The organism is Humibacter antri, assembly GCF_054777235.1.
On sequence record NZ_BAAHAW010000002.1, the window covers coordinates 331,536 to 348,784 of the forward strand.

Genomic DNA, 17,249 nt, shown 5'->3' on the forward strand with positions numbered 1-17,249 from the left:
AATCATGAACAGGCTGCGGCCAGCCGACTGCGCCGGGATGCCGGGCTCGGCGCGTATCGTCGCTGGCGTGATCCGGGGATATTCCGCCGAGCAGATCCGCGCGGCCGAGGCACCGCACCTGGCGGCGGGTGAACCGCTCATGGCGATCGCAGCGACGGGGCTCGCCGAGGTCATCCGCAACGAGCTCGGGTCGATGGGCGTGCCCGACGCGGACGCGCGTGTGCTGCTGCTCGTGGGTTCGGGCAACAACGGCGGTGACGCGCTGTATGCAGGGGCCGAGCTGGCGGCATCCGGATGCCAGGTGCGCATCGCCGTGCTCGGTTCGCGCGTGCACGGCGCCGGGCTGGCAGCCGCGCTGCACGCCGGAGCGCGCACCATCGACCTCGCGGGCGCGGGCGAGCAGGCACGTCCGCCGATTGCAGCGGGCGGTGGCGGTGGCGCTGACGGCGGTGGCGGGCGCGACGCTGAGGCGGTGGCCGCCGTGCTGGATGCCGCATCCGACGCCGAGGTCATCGTCGACGGCATCCTCGGCACGGGTGCACGCTCGAGCCCCGCACTGCGCGGCACCGCGCGTGAAGTGGTGGCGGCACTCGGGCGGTTTCGGGCGTCCCCTCGCCGTCGCGTCGTCGCCGTCGACCTGCCGAGCGGCATCGATGCCGACACCGGGGAAGTGCCGGACGACGCCGTGCTCGTCGCGGATGTCACGGTGACGTTCGGCGCATACAAGGCCGGCCTCCTGCGCGGTGCCGGCGCCACGTATGCAGGCCGCGTCGTGTTCGTCGACATCGGGCTGGGCCCCGACCTCGAAGGCATCGAGCCGCTCGTCGTGGTCTGAGCCGGGAGCCGTCACGGCGTCCGTTCAGCAGGTCGACGACGCACGTGCGCATCGGCCGTCACGTCGCCAGTCGGCCGGTACGTTCCTGTCGGCCGCAACAGTACCTCGCGACCGGGATGCTCCCTGTCGGCCGGAACGGTCGCTGTTGGCCGCCGCGTCGCCTGTCGGCCGGACCGCCCCTCGGTCGCGCCCCCACCGCCTGTCGGCCGCCATGTCGCCAGTCGGCCGGAACGTTCCTCGCCCGGTGCCGCCGCCGCACCGCCACTCGGGCGCCACTAGTACCCGCTGGTTGCGCCGCATCATGCATATGCTCACAGCAACGCGTCGGGGTCGTGTTCGAGCGCCGACACCGCGCGATGATGCACACCCCGATCGAGGAGCCGACATGCCCACACCGCACATCGCAGCCGGGCCGGGCGAGATCGCGCCGCTCGTACTGATGCCAGGAGATCCTCGCCGCGGCCACCGCATCGCGCAGGAGTTCTTCGACGGCCCGCGACTGGTCACCGACGTGCGATCGATCGAGGGCTGGACCGGCAGCATCCGGGGGCGCGCCGTCACGGTGCTCGCGTCGGGCATGGGCATCCCGTCGATGAGCATCTACGCCACCGAGCTCTTCCGCTTCTACGACGTGCAGCGCATCGTGCGCGTCGGCACGACTGGCGGGCTGGCCGAGGGACAGGCGCTCGGCGAACTGGTCATCGCCTCCTCGGCGCACACCGACTCGGCGCTGTCCGGCCTGCAGGTTCCCGGCGTCGCCCTCAGCCACGCTCCCGCCTACGGGATGCTCGAGGCCGCCGTTCGCGCAGCACGCTCCCGTGAAATCCCTTACCGCGTCGGCCCGGTGCTGAGTTCCGATACGTTCTACGGCAGCCCGCCGGAGAAGGTTGCGGCGCTCGCCGCGCGCGGAACGCTGGGCATCGAGATGGAGTCAGCCGGACTGTACGCGATTGCGGCGATGGAGGGGCGGGAAGCGCTCACGGTGCTGACCGTCAGCGACCATATCCTGCGGGGTGAAGAGCTCAGCTCGGCCGACCGCGAGACCGGTTACGCACCGATGGTGGAGGTCGCCGTCGAGGCGCTGTTCTCCTGAGCTGCACACCGCGACGTCCCTGAGCGACCCGACCTTGACGGTCCCTTCGCGACGTCGGCCTCTTTCGGCGGCTATCAGGGGCGAGCACGCGACTTCAACGGATGTCTTGTGCGACGGGCTTGACGGGAATAATCTGTACACAGATCATCCGTACACGGATTATACCCGTTGAAGGAGGGGCCACCATGTGGAGCACCGAGTACACCGCACACACGCCGCTGTCGGCCACGGAGGTCTGGGCTGCGCTGCGCGCCCTTCACGAGGGCCGGCTGAGCTACGAAGGATGCGACGAGTTCATGCTGCACGGGCCCTTCGCCGTGGGCACCCGCGTCTCCGTCACGCCGGAGGGCCAGGAGACCTTCGACTCCACGATCGTCGACCTCGTGCACGGCTCGACGTACGCGGATGAGACAGTGTTCGACGACCTCGTGCTGCGATTCCGACACACGCTCGTTGCCGACGGCGGCGGAACGAACGTGACGCACCGGCTCGAGATCGATGGGCCGTCCGCCGACGAGGTCGGGCCCGAGTTGGGGCCGCAGATCTCCGGCGACTTCCCGGAATCGATGCAGCGTCTGCTCGACGCCGCGACCGCCGGCGGGTTCGATCCGCAAGACGACGAGGAACGAACGGATGCCTGAGCTGCCTGCAGCGGTCGGCACCCGCGCCGGGGAGGGCCGCGGCGCGGCCCCCCCAGTCGGAACCCGCGCCGGGGAGGGCAGCGGTCAGCCCGCAGCGACCGGCAACCGCGCCGGGAAGAGCCGTAGCGCGGCTCCCGCGACCGGCACCCGGTTCGCCGGCGGCCCCGCGGAGAGCCCGGGGTTCCTGCTCTGGCGTGTGACGGGCGCGTGGCAGCGGGCGATGGCATCCGCTCTCGGTCCGTTGGGGCTCACGCATCCACAGTTCGTGCTGCTCGCATGCGCGTGGTGGCTGAGCCGCGCAGGCGAGACACCGAATCAGGTGCGGGTCGCCGCGCAGGCCGGGGTCGAGGTGAAGACCGCGTCGGAGGTGTTCGGCCGGCTGGAGACGAAGGGTCTGCTCACGCGTGCGACCGACCCCAACGACAGCCGGGCGAAGGTGGTCCGGGTGACGCCGGCGGGCGAGGAGCTGGCCGGCCGGGCGGTCGCCGTGGTCGAAGACGCCGACGCACGGTTCTTCAGCGGCGTCGAGTCCGCGCGCGTCGTCTCCGTGCTCCGGCCGCTCGCGGGCGACGCCGCCTGACCTCCCCGATTCCTCCGTAGCGAATGTCCGCGCCAGGTCGCGGACCTTCGCGGCTCGGATGTCCGCGCCAGGTTGTGGTGATTGCGCCACATCTTCTGGCGCAATCACCACAAAGTGGCGCAGCCCTGATGGGTCGGCTTGTCGCGGAGGTGGTGGTGCCTGAGGGGTCGGCTTGTCGCGGAGGGTGATGGCGTCTGAGGGGTTGTCTCGCCGCGGAGGGTGGCGACGCCACAGCGCTGTCTGGCGTGCGTGAGAGGATGCTGCGGTGCCCGGCCCCGCGTTCCCGATCGTCGAGCCGAGCGTCATCCGAAGCTACGTCGGCGAGGCGGCGTTCGGCCGTGCAAAGCCGTACGCGAGCACGGCGGTGCTCGAGCTGCGCTGGAAGCTGGGCATGCTCGAGGCCACCATTGCGGGATCCGATCCGCAGCCGTACCAGTGCTGGGTGACGATGGTGCCGGCGTCGGGAGGCCGCTACCGTCCGACGGCGAGCGCATGCTCGTGCCCCGTCACGACCCGTTGCAAACACGTCGCCGCGGCGATCCTCGCCGCAGGCGAAGCTCAGTCGCGGGCGGATGCCTCGGCCCCCGACGAAGGCCCCGGCTGGCGTTCCGCCGTGCGCTCGCTGGCCGCCGAGCGCTCCACTGAGCACCCAGGGGAGTACACACCGCTCGCACTCATCGTCGAGGTGCGCGAACGCGTCAGGCACAAGGCGGGCGGACGCTGGAATCGCGTCACCGAGACCGCGCACGCCGCGACCCGTGAGTCGACCGGGCGCAGCGAGATCACCGTGCGCGTCGGCGCCCCCGGCAAACGAGGCTGGGTCGGCGCCAAGCTGAACTGGGGATCGCTGCAGTACCGAACCCACGAGCTCGGCTACGACCCGTCGCACGTCCGCTGGTTCCTCGAGTTCGAGACGCTCGCGCGCGCTGCGCCCGGCCGCTACTTCCAGGTCGAGAACGGCAGGCTCGACCTGGCCGAGTTCCCCAGCCCGCTGCTCTGGCGGCTGCTGGCGGATGCCCGTGACCGCGGCATCCCGGTCGTCGCCGGCAACAAGAACGGTGCGGTCGTGCTCGCCGAACGGGCCGATGTCGTGGTGGACGCCTCGGAACGCGACGGCGGCCTGATGCTGATGCCGCGCATCCTCGTCGACGGCTCCCCGGTCGAGCCCTCGACCGTGCGCGCGATCGGCGACCACGGCGTCATCGTGCTGGAGTGGCCCTCGCCGCGCGACGGCGCGGCCGTAGACGGCGGCACCACAGGGACCGGCTCCGGTGACGGCCCCGTCGTGACGCTCGCCCCCACGGATCGCCCGATCTCCGGCGCCGTGCTCTCGGCGCTGCGCCGCGGCGCGATCGAGGTGCCGGCCGCCGAGGTGGCGGAGTTCGAGCGCGAGGCGTATCCGCAGCTGGCGCGCTCGGTGCAGGTGCGGGCCGCGGATGCCGGCATCCGGCTCCCCGAGCTGAGCCCGCCCCTGCTGGTGCTCACGGTCGAGTTCCGTGCGCGGCAGACCGTGGCCCTCGGCTGGTCGTGGGAGTACCGGTTCGGCGCGGAGGTGACGCGGTTCGGGGTGGCGGCGGGGGCATCCGATCGTGGCCGGCGCGACCTCGAAGCCGAGGCCGCGGTGCTCGCAGCGGTGACGGATGCCGTGCCCGACGCGGCCGTCGACGGCCGGCTTCTCAGCGACCGCACGATGTCGGGAGTGGATGCCGCCGAGTGGGTCGCCCACGTGCTTCCCCCACTCGAGGCGCCCGCGAATCCCGGCCTGCGCGTCGACATCGTGGGCGACCGCGTGGACTACCGGGAGCTGACGGACCGGCCCGAACTCACGGTGACGACGGTGCCCACCGATCAGCGTGACTGGTTCGACCTCGGCGTGCTCGTCACCGTTGAAGGCAGGCAGATCCCGTTCATGCCGCTGTTCCGTGCTCTGGCAACGGGGCGGAAGAAGCTCCTGCTCGTCGATCACAGCTACCTCTCCCTGAACCAGCCCGTGTTCGATCGACTCAAAGACCTGCTCGTCGAGGCCGAAGGGCTCGCGGAGTGGGAGACCGGGCCGCGCATCAGCCGCTATCAGGCGTCGCTCTGGGAAGACTTCGAAGACCTCGCCGACGAGTCGCGGCCCGCGCTCGAATGGCGGAAGACTGTCGCCGGGCTGCTGACGACGTCGAGTGAAGGGGATGGCGAGGTGGCCGGCCCGCGAGCCGGCGCAGCGGGCGGCGACACCTCGACGACTTCGGCCGACGGCGACGCCGCGAGCGTGGTCGCACACACCCCGCTTCCGGCCGGGCTGCACGCAGAACTGCGCCCGTATCAGCGCGCAGGCTACGACTGGCTCGTGTTCCTCTGGGAGCACGGCCTCGGCGGTGTGCTCGCCGACGACATGGGGCTCGGCAAGACACTGCAGACGCTGGCGCTGATCGCCCGGGCGAAGGAGCACCAAGCGGGTTTCGATACGCGGCCTTGGGCCGCTACTCAACCGGCGGTGGGGCCGGTACGGGGCGACCGGCCGTTCCTCGTCGTGGCACCCGCATCGGTGGTCGCGAACTGGGCGAGCGAGGCGGCGAGGTTCACGCCCGGGCTGCGGGTGGCATCCGTCACGGCGACCAGGCGCAAGGAGCACACTCCGTTGCAGGATGCCATCGCCGACGCCGACATCGTGCTCACGACGTACACGGTGTTCCGTCTCGACCACGAGGAGTTCACCGCGCAGCAATGGGCAGGCCTCGTGCTCGACGAGGCCCAGTTCGTGAAGAACCACGCGTCGCAGACGCACCGCGTGGCTCGCGAGCTCGATGCCCCATTCCGCCTCGCCGTCACCGGAACGCCGCTGGAGAACAACCTGCTGGAGCTGTGGGCGATGTTCCAGATCGTCGCGCCGGGCCTGTTCCCGTCGCGCCGCAGGTTCGTCGAAGAGTACGCGAAGCCGATCGCCGCTGCTGCAAGCCCCGTTCACGGCACGGATGCCGAGCACGGCCACGCACGTCTGGCGAGGCTGCGGCGGCGCATCCGTCCGCTCATGCTGCGGCGAACCAAAGACGTCGTCGCCCCCGAGCTTCCGGAGAAGCAGGAGCAAGTGCTGAGCATCCCGCTGGCACCGAAGCACCGCGCGCTCTACGACACGTGGCTGCAGCGCGAGCGGCAGAAGGTGCTCGGCCTGCTCGACGACCTGAACCGGCAGCGCTTCATCGTCTATCGCTCGATCACGCTCTTGCGCATGCTGGCGGTGGATGCCTCGCTCATCGACCCCGCGAACGAGGGTGTGCCTTCCACCAAGCTCGACGCGCTGCTCGACCAGCTCGGCGACGTGCTCGCCGAGGGACACCGGGCACTCGTGTTCAGCCAGTTCACGTCGTATCTCGGCAAGGTCGCAGCGCGACTGGATGCCGCAGGCATCCATCACTCGTACCTCGACGGGTCGACGAGGCGGCGGGCCGACGTGATCCGCGGATTCCGTGAGGGTGACGACCCGGTGTTCCTGATCAGCCTGAAAGCGGGCGGGTTCGGGCTCACTCTCACGGAGGCGGACTACGTGTTCCTGCTCGACCCGTGGTGGAACCCGGCGGCCGAGGCGCAGGCGATCGACCGCACACACCGCATCGGGCAGACGAAGCAGGTGATGGTGTATCGCATGGTGGCATCCGACACCATCGAGGAGAAGGTCATGCGGCTGGCCCGCAAGAAGGGCGAGCTGTTCGACGCGGTGCTCGACGACGACGGCGCGTTCTCGTCTGCGCTGTCGGCCGACGACATCCGCGCCCTGCTGGAATGAGTTCCGCTCCGGGCACTCCATGAGATCGAAAAGTCAAAAGATGTCGTGCCGGCGCGTGGTTCGTCACGTCTATTGACGTTTCGACGGATTCGCTCGCTGTCGATTTCGGGTGGGCGTCCGCGTCGGTATGAATGAGCCCGGATGTCGGGCGACCGCGACTGACCACCTGTCGCGGAACACGCGAGAAGACAAGGATGAGGCCATGGCCGAATACATTCTGCTGGTGCACACCGACGAGACCGAGATGCCGAGCGGCGTCGGCGACGACGTGAGCTCGCCGTATCAGGAGTTCATGCAGCGCAACGCCGACCGCCTGCTCAGCGGGGCGGGCCTGACCGGTCGTGACACCGCCACCTCGGTGCGCCACGACGAGTCGGGCGCCGTGACCGTCACCGACGGGGTCTTCGTCGAGAGCAAGGAGGTGCTCGGCGGTTACTGGATCGTCGACGTCGCCGATCTCGATGAGGCGATCGCCCTCGCGAAGGAGGTTCCTGTCGTGAACGGCGGCGTCGAGGTGCGTCCCGTCGCCATGCGGAGCTGACATGGGCGGCGCCCGCACGAACGATCCGCCGCAGGGTGCGGCATCCACGGTCGCCGTCGCCGCGGCGGTCGCGGAGGCGCACCGCTGCGAGTGGGCGTTCGTGCTGGCGGCGACGGTCCGCGTCACCGGCGATCTCGACGACGCGGAAGAAGCAGTTCAGGATGCCTACGCCAGCGCACTTCAGACCTGGCCGGAGCGCGGCATCCCGGCGAATCCCGCCGCGTGGCTGACGACGGCGGCGAAGCGCCGTGCGCTCGACCTCCGACGCCGAGCGGATGTTCGCGTACGCGCCCTGCCCAAGCTCGCCGACCCCGACGAGCGGGCCGCGGCATCCGGAGCGCCCATCGCCGAGACGCAGGATGCCTCACCCGTCACAGACGACCGCCTCCGGCTGATCTTCACCTGCTGCCATCCCGCGCTCGCGTTCGACTCCCGCATCGCGCTCACTCTGCGCATGGTGTGCGGCCTGAGCACTCCCGAGGTGGCGCGGGCCTTCCTCGTGTCGGAGTCGACGATGGCCGCGCGCATCACTCGGGCGAAGCGCAAGATCGCGCAGGCGCGCATCCCGTACCGGGTGCCGGGCGCGGCGGATATCCGCGAGCGCGTCGACGTCGTGCTCGACGTCGTGCACCTCGTGTACGCCACCGGTCACACCGCTCCTGCCGGAACCGAACTGGTGCGCCGCGAGCTCAGTGAGCGCGGCATCGAGCTGGCGGAACTGCTACGGATGCTGCTTCCCGGCGAGGCGAACGTCGCCGGCCTGCTCGCGCTGATCTACCTCACCGAGGCGCGGCGCCCGGCACGAACGGATGCCGCAGGCGACGAGCTTCTGCTTGAGGAGCAGGACCGCGACCGCTGGGATCGCCGCTTCATCGAACGGGGGCTCGACCAGCTCACGGTGGCCACGGATGCCCGCGAGCCGGGCCGCTTCACCCTGCTCGCAGCGATCGGGGCCGTGCACGACTGCAGCCCGAGCTGGGAGCAGACGGACTGGCAGCGCATCGCGCTGCTCTACGACCGGTTGCTTCAGCTCTGGCCGTCACCGGTGGTCGAACTGAATCGCGCGATCGCGCTCGGCTTCGCGCGGGGGCCGGCTGCGGCCATCCCGTTGCTGGACGAACTCGCCGTCGAACCGCAACTCGTGCGGTATCCGTACGTTCAGGCGGCGAGGGCGAGCATGCTCGAACGCCTCGGACGACTCGAGGATGCCGCACTCGCCTACGACGAGGCGATCGCGCTCTGCGACAACGAGCGCGAGCGCGAGCGCCTGAACCGTAAGCGGCTTGCGCTGCCCGTGTGACGCCGAGCTCGCGGCGCGCCCCTGGACGTGTCCTGAGCGTGTCGACGGGCGCTGTGCTCAGGGACCGCCGCGGGCGAGGTGAAGGACCCGCGCCCCCGCTGCCGCGCCCACAAGAAGTCGATGGCCAGGTGACATCCAGATAACAGGTGGATAACATAGGGACGCTGTGCCGTTGGGACGCCGTGCCGTTCGGCTCGGCGCTCCAGACTGTGCCGTTCAGGTGCGGTGCCCCAGCAAAGCTGCCGTGAGCCTCGCGGCGGTTCCGCCAGCCCCCCGAAGACCCCGCCCCCGTGACAGATCCCGTTCTCCCCGTTCGCCCCGCGACCGGGCCTGGCTCGGAGTCGAGCGCGCCCGATGCAGGGAGCAAAGCGCAGGCAACCGGAGCACAGGCAACGGGAGGGCAGGCCTTTCTCAGCCGCCGGGAACGTCGAGCGTTCGAGGAGGCACAGGCTCGCGGCACGGAGGCACAGTCTCGCGGCACGGCGGCCCAGACGCGGGGCACGGAGGCAGAGTCTCGCGGCACGGCGGCCACGGCGACGCAGGTCGATGTGCGCGACACGGATGCTCCCTCCGGCCCGGCATCGCGATCCGCCCAGCAGCTCAAGCTGAATCGGCCGGCGACGCCGAGATTCGAGGATTCCCGTCGGTCGCCCGACGCGGCGCGCGCGCACCAGCTCGATGCCGTCCCGGTGTCCACTCAGACCGGCCGCGTGCGGCTGCGTCCCGAGGAGCTGGCCAGGTCGACGGACTCGGCGCCCGTGCCGATCACTCTGCCCGGCCCGGACGCTGAGGCGCAGGCATCCGTCGCCTCGACCCGCCGCAGCGTACGCACCGCTCCGAAGCCGTCGACGGGCACGGGGGTGAAGCCCCGCAGGTCGAAGCAGGTGAAGGCCACGAAACGCCGCTCACCCCTCTCGCGCATGCTGAGCAAGGCCGTGATCATGCTCGCCGCAGCGGGTTTGGTGGCGACGACTGCGGTGCCCGCCTACGCGCAGTTCGAGCGGCCCACCTGGTTCGACCCCACCACAGGCAAGACGCAGACGCTCGCGGTCGGAGCCGTGCAGAGCGGCATCCTGATCCGCGACGACTTCGCCGCCCAAACCATGTCGGCTGCGCTCGACTCCACGCTGGGAACCGTCGTCGCGCCCGAGGTTCAGGCCGTAGCCCAGCAGCTGATGGCGGCCGTGGCCCAGGGGCGACTCTCGGGAAGCACACCCGACCACATCTTCGAGATCCGCTATCTCGCCGCCGGTGAAGCGGTGCCGGGGTGTGGCATCGACTACCGCGTGCTGCAGGCCATCGCCTTCGCGCTGACCAAGTTCAGTACGGTGGGCGTGAGCGACATCAACCGGCACTGCACCGGCCAGATCGAGGGTGCAGGCACTGCGTCTGCGCACTATACGGATGGCGGTGGGCACGCCGTCGACTTCTTCCGGTTGAATGGGCATTCGCTCACCGGCGGAGACTCCGATTCGGTCAAACTCATCGAGGGTCTCGACGCTGTCGTGCCGACGGATTCCACGGTCGGCCAGATGAACTGCCGCTCGAGTCTGCCGCTCAATCACTTCAAACAGATCGACGACACGTGCAACCACGTGCACGTCGACTTCCTCGACGCAAAGGGTGCAACCCTCCTCGGCGGCTGACCGGGTGCGTTGGCGCCCGGTGCACGGTCGCCCGGGTCAGGTGGTCTTCGGCGCGTGTGGCGGGATGCCGACGCATGTCGTGGCTGCCGTACGGTGCCGACGATGCCGCACATGCGGTGCGAACGGCACGGACCGCTTCATTTTGCGATTTGTGCGCGGACTGCTTCATGTTGCGATGCGTGCCCGCCCCGCCCGACGGGTGGCGTTCGGGGTTTCGCCGAGCACGCCGCGGTAGCGGCGCGAGAAGTGCGCATAGTCCGCGTATCCGAGTTGCCCCGCGAGCGCGCTGAGGTCGGTCTCCGGTTCTTGGTACAAAGTAACCGCAGCGGCCTGCAGCCGACGGCATTCGATGAGCCACTTCGGGCTGAGCCCGAGGTATTCACGCATCGTGCGCTCGAGCGTGCGCGGTGCGACGCCGAGCCGCGCCGCCAGCTCCGAGGCGCGTTCGATGGTGGGCCGCCAAGCCGTGCCGTAGGGAGCCTCTTCTTCGGCAAGACGACACGCGTCGTTGACGAGCCGGTCGCGCTCGTCGATCAGCGCGGCATACGGGAGCAGCCAGTCCGTGACCGCGGAGACGATCGCCTCGCGCGAGCGTTGCGCCATGGCATCCGCGATTCGCTCGGTCGGGGCGTCGGCAAGCAGAACGCCTTCAGTCGGCACGGCGCGTGGCGATACTCCGCGCCCGTCGAGCAGGATGCGCCACGCGCACGGACGCAGCAGCATGCCGACGGCCCAGCCGGCGCCTTCGAGGCGACGAACGGCCACTCGACCGCTCGGCGGAAAGAGGCCGGCCGTGGGGGTGCGCTCGTCGTGTGTGCCCTCGATGACGGCGTTGAAGGCCGGATACGTGAGCACGCGCTCCTCGACCGCCTCGCCAACAGGAACATCCCACCGCACCACCCAGACGTGCCGCACGAATCCATCGAGTGTCGGTGGCAGCGTGAACCGGTCGAAGACGGCGCGCGGATCGCCGGGATTGAGGTGTCCGCGGGAGTGGGGTGTGGTGGCCGAGCGCGGTGTGGTGATCGAGCGCGGTGTGGTGGCCGAGCGCGGTGCAGTGGCCGAGTGCGGCGCGGCAACCGAGTGCGGTGCAGTGCGGGCGTGCGGTGGGGCATCCGTCATCATGGTCCTCGTCGTGCTCGGCGGCCGGATGTCGCAAAAGTACAAGATGCCTCCGACGCCCGCCCCGTAGCGTCGAAGGCATGAGTGAGAACACGACGACCGGGCGCGTCACGGCGGCGAACGGCGCGCACACGACGAACGGAATGCCGCACGGATCGACGTCGATCACGCCCCACATCGTCGTTCGCGACGCCGCCAAGGCGCTCGAGTTCTATCGCGAGGTCTTCGGTGGCCGTGTGCTGGACGTCACCCGGTTTCCGGGCGGCGACGGCATCGCGCACTCCGTCGTCGACTTCGGGCACGGCATGATCACGCTGAGCGACCCGCTCGAGTCTCTCGGACTCGTCGCCCTCGATGACCCCGAGCGGCGCCCGTACTCGCTGGCGATCTACGTGACCGACTGCGACGCGGTGACGGATGCAGCGGCATCCGCTGGCGCGACCGTTCGCGAGCATCCCGCAACGTTCGTCACCGGCGACAGGTTCTCATCGATCCTCGACCCGTTCGGAGTGCGCTGGGCCGTGATGACCCGCGTCGAAGACCTCTCGTTCGAGGAGAGCGCGGCCCGCGTCGAGGCCTGGGCGAAGGAGCAGGGCGCGCAGGGCTGAGGCAGGCCCGGCGTTCCGCAGCCGATACTTGCGGAATAGTTCCTAGCGATATATCGTTGACGTGTCTTAGATAGTCACGTTAGGAGACTCGCTATGAGAAACGACTACTTGCACGGCGACGACCACCGTCGCCACCACGACCACACGGGTCGCCCGTCCTTCGGCGCGGACCCTTGCGGCGCCCCCCGCAGGCACCACCACGACGACGAGCACGGGCGCGGCTCCGCCCACCACGGTGCAGGCCGCGGCGAGCCGGGCTTCGACCGCGAACCGAATGCCGGCGGTGGTGCACCGCACGGTCAGCACGACGAGGGCCACGGCGGTCCGGAGGGTTTCGCCGGCTTCGGCCCGCGCGGCTTCGGGCACGCACGCCGCGGCTTCGGCCCCACGTTCGACCCCCGCGGGTTCGACCCCGCCGCGCTCGCCGCGTTCGGGGGCCGGGGGCGCAAGCGTGCCTCGCGCGGAGACATCCGTGCGGCCATCCTGAGCCTGCTCGCCGAAGAGCCGAAGAACGGCTACGCGCTGATCAAGGCCATCGCCGAGAAGACCGACGGATTGTGGAAGCCGAGCCCCGGCTCGGTGTACCCCACGCTGCAGCAGCTGGTCGACGAGGAGCTCGTGGAGGCGACCGGCGACGGCCGCCGCACCGACTACGCGCTGACAGATGCAGGCAAGGCCTACGTCGCGGAGCATCAATCGGAGCTCGACGCTGCCTGGCAGGCCGCACCGGGGCTGAGCGCCTCGGGTGCCGCACTGCACGAGGCCATCGGCAAGCTCATGGGCGTGGTGCACCAGTACCGGTTCGCCGCGACCGACGAGCAGCGCAAGCAGGCCGCCGAGAAGATCGACGAACTGCGCAAAGCGCTGTACCTGATCCTCGCCGAGTGATCCGGCGCGCCCGCGCAGAACCGAGTCGGCCGCGACCCGGCCGCGCACTACCGAGTCGGCCGCGACCCGGCCGACCTGCGCATTACTCAGGAGCGGACGGCCGCCGTCGTGGTCTGCGCCGCCGGTTGAGGCGAATTCCGGGCAGCGCGATGCTGTTGCGCGTGACGCCATCCTGAATTACGAACGGATGTCGCCGCCGACGTAGTACCAGCGGCCGTGCTCGCGCACGAAGCGGCTGCGCTCCTGCAGCACTCCGCCGTCGCGGGCGCGTCCGGGCGCAGGCAGCACGCGCCAGAACGCTCGGAACTCCACCTCACCCGCGCCGTCACCCGACGCCACATCACCGCCGGCGCGAGCCGCGCCGCCGTCGAGGATGTCCAGCCGCCGCCACTCCACCTTCGGATCGAGCTCGAGTTTGGCCGGACGCGTCGACGGATGCCACGTCGCCAGCAGATAGTCCGCGTCACCGACCGCGAACGCCGAGTACCGCGACCGCATCAGCTTCTCCGGAGTCGATGCGAACGACTCGCCGCGATGGAGGCATCCACAGCACTCGTCGTACGTCTCGCCACTGCCACACGGGCAGGGATCGACTCCGCGGTCCGGCCGGCTGCTCATCGCTCCACCTCGTTGCTCCACCGCTTTTCCGCCCCGCCGGTTCACGCCGAACGCGAGGGCAGCGGGGTCGCCTCGAGGGCGCCCGCGAGCATCCGGTCGTTCAGCTCCGCCAGCTGCCGGGTGAACGTCGCCGCTCCGCCCTGCGCCGGATGCCGTAACGCGGGCGCCTCGATGCCTGCGGCCGCCAGCGCCCCCTGGGCCTTGCGCCCGACGGCGGCGACCGTGCGAACGCCGAACGCTCGCGCCAGTTCGAGCCCGACCGGCGCCCCTACCCGCACTTCGGGCGCCCGCGGCGCCCGGTTGGTTCGCCGATCGCCTGCCACGAACGGATGGTTCGGGTACACCGACCAGAGCAACGGGAGCGGTCCGCGCCACGACTTCAACGCGCTCCAGACCACCCGCGATGACGCCTCCCACGGCGCATCCGGATGCTCCGGCAGCTCGAGTCCGTCGCCCTCTGGCCGCCCGCTGATCGGGCCGGGCCGCGTGTTCACCTCGCGCACGCTCGTGAACGGCACGCCGCTCACGGTCATGCCGCGGTGGCCCGGCGCCTCGCCGAGCAGCAGGATCTGCGGACCCGCTTCGGCCATCAGCTCGAGATAGCGCAGCAGGTTCCGGCGACGAAGGGCGCCGTGCGGGGTTCCGGCGTCGTACAGGAACTCCGCGTCGTGCGGAGTCACGGGGGCGACGGCATCCAGAGCGGCGAGGAACCGCGAGAGGTCCGGCCCGTTACGCCGGCCGCCCACAGCGTCCGCCACGGCCGGCGAGGGGTTCCGCCCGCCGCTCACGGCATCCTCGGCGCTCGGGGCGGGCTCGGACCCGCTCACTCCTTCTCGCGCAGCCAATGCGAGCGCCGGAACGTGCGCCCCCACCATGCGGTGAGGCCCTCGCCCTGGAACTGCTCGGGGTCGGCCTCCAGCACGGCGTCGCCCTCTGGCGCGGGAAGCCCGGCCACCTCCGACTCGTCGATCGATGTCACGACCCCGTCGGTCGTGATCGAGGTGACCTGATTCGCATCCACGAACCGCAGCCCGTGGTGCGTGTGCACGGCGAGGCCGTCGAAGAGGTCGAGCGAGGCGTCCTGCAGAACGTGCTCCACGGTGCCGATGCGCTCGCCGCCCGACGTTGCGACGGGCGCACCCTTCTCGATGGCGCTGTAGGCGATGGGTTCGGGCACAATCGCTCCTTCGGACAGACGGGCAGACGGGCAGACGGGCAGCGATTCGCTGCCGCAGCCACGAGTTCGGCCCCCAGGCTACGCCGCAACACCGGGTAACACGGTTATCGCACGATGCGGGGTAGCTTTCCCGCAGGTTGAGTTGCGGCGAAGCCGCGTATCGAAACCCGCCCCGTGCGCCCCAGGTCCGCCCGCCCTCCCGAGCGTTGAGCGGTAGCCAAGCCAGCTACCGAAACCCACCCCATTCCGCCCACAATCCACTGGACGAACAGCGGCGAACCACACCGCGTGCTGTTAGCGTGCTGGTGGCAGGCATCCGTGATTCTGGGGGGATTCCGATGCGGTGGGGTCGTGCAGCGTCGGTGGTCGCGCTCGTGGCGATCGGCGCCGTCGGCATCACCGTGGCGCCGCTCCAGCAAGGCGCGGTCGCCACATCCCGGTACGCGTTCCTCGACGCGATGTCGTCGGGCAAGCAGGATGCCTACCTGTCGAAGCATCCGGGTGCCGCGGTCGGCCTGCTCAACCTTCACCCCGAGGCGAACGCTGCGGCCTGGCAGGACTTCCCGAAGGATCTCCGACACGATCTCGCGGAGACGCTGCCGGAGTTGATCGGTGGGATGGAGGGCGTCGACTACGCCTCGCGAGACGTGGCGAATCGCGCGTGGCTGGGCACGCTCATAGCGTTGACGCAGCATGCCGTGAAGAGGCATCCGTCGGATGCCGTTGCGCAGCAGAAGCTGAGATGCCTGCTGGCGGTCAAGGCTGCCCTGAACATCCACAAGCCGCGCCGCTACCTCGTCGATCTCACTGACGACCCGAAACCGCTCGCCGCCATCGCCATCGGCAACCTCGACACTGCGCGCATCGTGTCGTTCACGGTTCCCGGCATGGGGACGTACAGCGACGACATGCAGTTGTGGGCGGAGGGCGCACAGAACCTGTACGACGCGCAGGGTGACGCGGGTGCCACGAAGCAGCGGGCGACCGTCGCGTGGATCGGCTACGCCACCCCTCCGCCCGGAATCGACGCCGCGCTCGGGCAGTACGCGCACATCGGCGCGCAGAATCTCGTCGAGGCGCTGGAGGGATTCTGGGCGGCGCGCGGCAAGAAGGCACGTGACACGGTCACGCTGAATGTGGTCGCCCACTCGTACGGTACGACGACGGCAGCGGATGCCCTCGCCGCCAAGAAGCTGAACGTGTACGCGTTCGTGATGCTCGGCTCCGCAGGCATCGAGGAGAGCATCCAGTCGGCGGCCGACCTGCATGCGCAGCACGTCTACGCGGGCGAGGCGACCGGCGACACCGAGGCGCGCTGGGGACGCATCTCGCGCATCGACCCGCGCTCGCCGTCGTTCGGTGCGATCCCGCTCGCCGTGGACGGCGACCCGAACAAGGACGAGCTGCCGGTCACAGGTCACGAGCCGATCCTGCACTCGGACTGGAACGACAACCCCATGTCGAGCGCGTGGGCGAAGTTCACGAACGTCGACGAATTCGCCGAGAAGTACCTCGATCACCTGGAGACGTACGGCTACCTGGATGCCGGCACCGAGTCGATCGCGAACGTCGCCGCGGTCACCGTGCCGCCGCGCCAAGCCGACGCGCACGGCTCGACGGTGTCGCCGTAGGGCTGATCGCCGGCTGGTCGAGCTTCGTTCCCGAATGTCTGGACAGTTCCCATCAAGTGATCGGAATCGGTGTTGCAGTTGGCGCGGCGTTGCGGGCATCCAGTTTCCGCGAAATGCCGCGGGGTGATCGTTGCCGGAATCCTGCCCGCTGCGCGACCGGCTTGCGTGCGTCGCCCACTCGCTGCGGGGTGCCCCGTCACGACCGCATCTGCTAGGACAGTGGGGTGCCGACCCGGTCAGTTCTCGATCCCGCCAAGCCATACGTCGTGCTCGTCCTCGGGCGCCCCGCCTCAGGCAAATCGACGCTCTCTGCAAAACTCACTGAGCGATGGAGTCTGCCCCTCGTTTCGAAGGACTCAGTGAAAGAGATCCTCTTCGACGCGCTTGGTGCCGGGGACGTCGAATGGTCAATGCGGCTCGGTCGTGCGTCGTTCGCCGTGCTGGACTACGTGATCGAGTTGCAGTTGCGCACCGGTATGCCCTTCCTGATCGATGCCGCATACACGGCCCAGCTCGAGAACGTGAAGTTCCAACACTGGCAGGAGCGGTACGGGTTCGAGGCGGTGCAGATCCTCTGCACGGCCTCGCCGGACGAGTTGGATCGGCGTTTCGTCGCTCGTGCGCATGACGGAACACGGCATCCAGGTCACGGCGACGAGCATCGCATCGAGGAATTCCGCGAGACTCGGAACGACGATCGGTTCGGACTGCTCGACCTCCGCGGTGCGACTCTTAGCCCGGATCCACCGATGGGTGGTGAGTTGAGGTCGGCGAGTTAAACGGAGAATGCCTATCTGATC

General features: G+C 69.8%; 16 protein-coding genes. 12 read left to right on the forward strand and 4 right to left on the reverse strand.

The annotated features are described in order from the left end of the window. Window positions 1–67: 67 nt before the first annotated feature. The 8 genes from ACYVDK_RS02240 to ACYVDK_RS02275 all read left to right on the forward strand — a co-directional run bounded on the left by ACYVDK_RS02240 (window position 68) and on the right by ACYVDK_RS02275 (window position 10,405). Window positions 68–835, forward strand: coding sequence for an NAD(P)H-hydrate epimerase (locus ACYVDK_RS02240; protein ID WP_460517295.1), 768 nt, complete (start codon window positions 68–70; stop codon window positions 833–835). A gap of 385 nt (window positions 836–1,220) precedes the next feature. Further along, window positions 1,221–1,928 carry a purine-nucleoside phosphorylase gene (locus ACYVDK_RS02245; RefSeq protein ID WP_460517298.1) on the forward strand — a complete coding sequence of 236 codons (708 nt, stop codon included), beginning with the start codon at window positions 1,221–1,223 and terminating at the stop codon, window positions 1,926–1,928. Between the two features lie 185 nt (window positions 1,929–2,113). Next, window positions 2,114–2,569 carry an SRPBCC family protein gene (locus ACYVDK_RS02250; protein ID WP_460517301.1) on the forward strand — a complete coding sequence of 152 codons (456 nt, stop codon included), beginning with the start codon at window positions 2,114–2,116 and terminating at the stop codon, window positions 2,567–2,569. Further along, window positions 2,562–3,149 carry a MarR family winged helix-turn-helix transcriptional regulator gene (locus ACYVDK_RS02255; protein ID WP_460517304.1) on the forward strand — a complete coding sequence of 196 codons (588 nt, stop codon included), beginning with the start codon at window positions 2,562–2,564 and terminating at the stop codon, window positions 3,147–3,149. The genes ACYVDK_RS02250 and ACYVDK_RS02255 overlap by 8 nt, the downstream gene beginning before the upstream one ends. 265 nt (window positions 3,150–3,414) lie before the next feature. Beyond that, window positions 3,415–6,918, forward strand: coding sequence for an SNF2-related protein (locus ACYVDK_RS02260; protein ID WP_460517307.1), 3,504 nt, complete (start codon window positions 3,415–3,417; stop codon window positions 6,916–6,918). A gap of 202 nt (window positions 6,919–7,120) precedes the next feature. After that, window positions 7,121–7,459 carry a YciI family protein gene (locus ACYVDK_RS02265; RefSeq protein ID WP_460517310.1) on the forward strand — a complete coding sequence of 113 codons (339 nt, stop codon included), beginning with the start codon at window positions 7,121–7,123 and terminating at the stop codon, window positions 7,457–7,459. A 1-nt stretch (window position 7,460) separates the two neighbouring features. Beyond that, window positions 7,461–8,759: an RNA polymerase sigma factor gene (locus tag ACYVDK_RS02270; protein WP_460517313.1), complete on the forward strand. Its 1,299-nt coding sequence runs from the start codon at window positions 7,461–7,463 to the stop codon at window positions 8,757–8,759. 290 nt (window positions 8,760–9,049) lie between these two features. Continuing rightward, entirely contained in the window at window positions 9,050–10,405 is a 1,356-nt protein-coding gene (locus ACYVDK_RS02275; RefSeq protein WP_460517316.1) for a hypothetical protein, read from the forward strand. Between the two features lie 165 nt (window positions 10,406–10,570). On the opposite strand, the gene ACYVDK_RS02280 is transcribed toward ACYVDK_RS02275, so the two are convergent. Then, entirely contained in the window at window positions 10,571–11,527 is a 957-nt protein-coding gene (locus ACYVDK_RS02280) for an AraC family transcriptional regulator (RefSeq protein WP_460517319.1), read from the reverse strand. A gap of 80 nt (window positions 11,528–11,607) precedes the next feature. Here ACYVDK_RS02280 and ACYVDK_RS02285 point away from each other — a divergent pair, with 80 nt between their 5' ends. Together ACYVDK_RS02285 and ACYVDK_RS02290 are read left to right on the forward strand one after the other, a co-directional pair. Further along, entirely contained in the window at window positions 11,608–12,135 is a 528-nt protein-coding gene (locus ACYVDK_RS02285) for a VOC family protein (protein WP_460517321.1), read from the forward strand. A gap of 93 nt (window positions 12,136–12,228) precedes the next feature. Then, window positions 12,229–13,023: a PadR family transcriptional regulator gene (locus ACYVDK_RS02290; RefSeq protein ID WP_460517324.1), complete on the forward strand. Its 795-nt coding sequence runs from the start codon at window positions 12,229–12,231 to the stop codon at window positions 13,021–13,023. A gap of 177 nt (window positions 13,024–13,200) precedes the next feature. Here the strand turns inward: ACYVDK_RS02290 and ACYVDK_RS02295 are convergent, their stop codons facing one another. The 3 genes from ACYVDK_RS02295 to ACYVDK_RS02305 are packed head-to-tail and all read right to left on the reverse strand — an operon-like array spanning window position 13,201 to window position 14,818. After that, window positions 13,201–13,641 (reverse strand): YchJ family protein, encoded by a 441-nt coding sequence (locus tag ACYVDK_RS02295; protein WP_460517326.1) that lies wholly within the window; start codon window positions 13,639–13,641, stop codon window positions 13,201–13,203. 41 nt (window positions 13,642–13,682) lie between these two features. Then, complete coding sequence (locus ACYVDK_RS02300; protein ID WP_460517329.1) at window positions 13,683–14,468, reverse strand: uracil-DNA glycosylase; 786 nt, start codon at window positions 14,466–14,468, stop codon at window positions 13,683–13,685. Next, window positions 14,465–14,818: a hypothetical protein gene (locus tag ACYVDK_RS02305; RefSeq protein ID WP_460517332.1), complete on the reverse strand. Its 354-nt coding sequence runs from the start codon at window positions 14,816–14,818 to the stop codon at window positions 14,465–14,467. The genes ACYVDK_RS02300 and ACYVDK_RS02305 overlap by 4 nt, the downstream gene beginning before the upstream one ends. A gap of 338 nt (window positions 14,819–15,156) precedes the next feature. Here ACYVDK_RS02305 and ACYVDK_RS02310 point away from each other — a divergent pair, with 338 nt between their 5' ends. Further along, complete coding sequence (locus ACYVDK_RS02310; protein ID WP_460517335.1) at window positions 15,157–16,449, forward strand: alpha/beta hydrolase family protein; 1,293 nt, start codon at window positions 15,157–15,159, stop codon at window positions 16,447–16,449. Window positions 16,450–16,715: 266 nt separating this feature from the next. Further along, window positions 16,716–17,228, forward strand: a complete 513-nt coding sequence (locus ACYVDK_RS02315; RefSeq protein WP_460517381.1) for an AAA family ATPase — start codon at window positions 16,716–16,718, stop codon at window positions 17,226–17,228. Window positions 17,229–17,249: the final 21 nt, after the last annotated feature.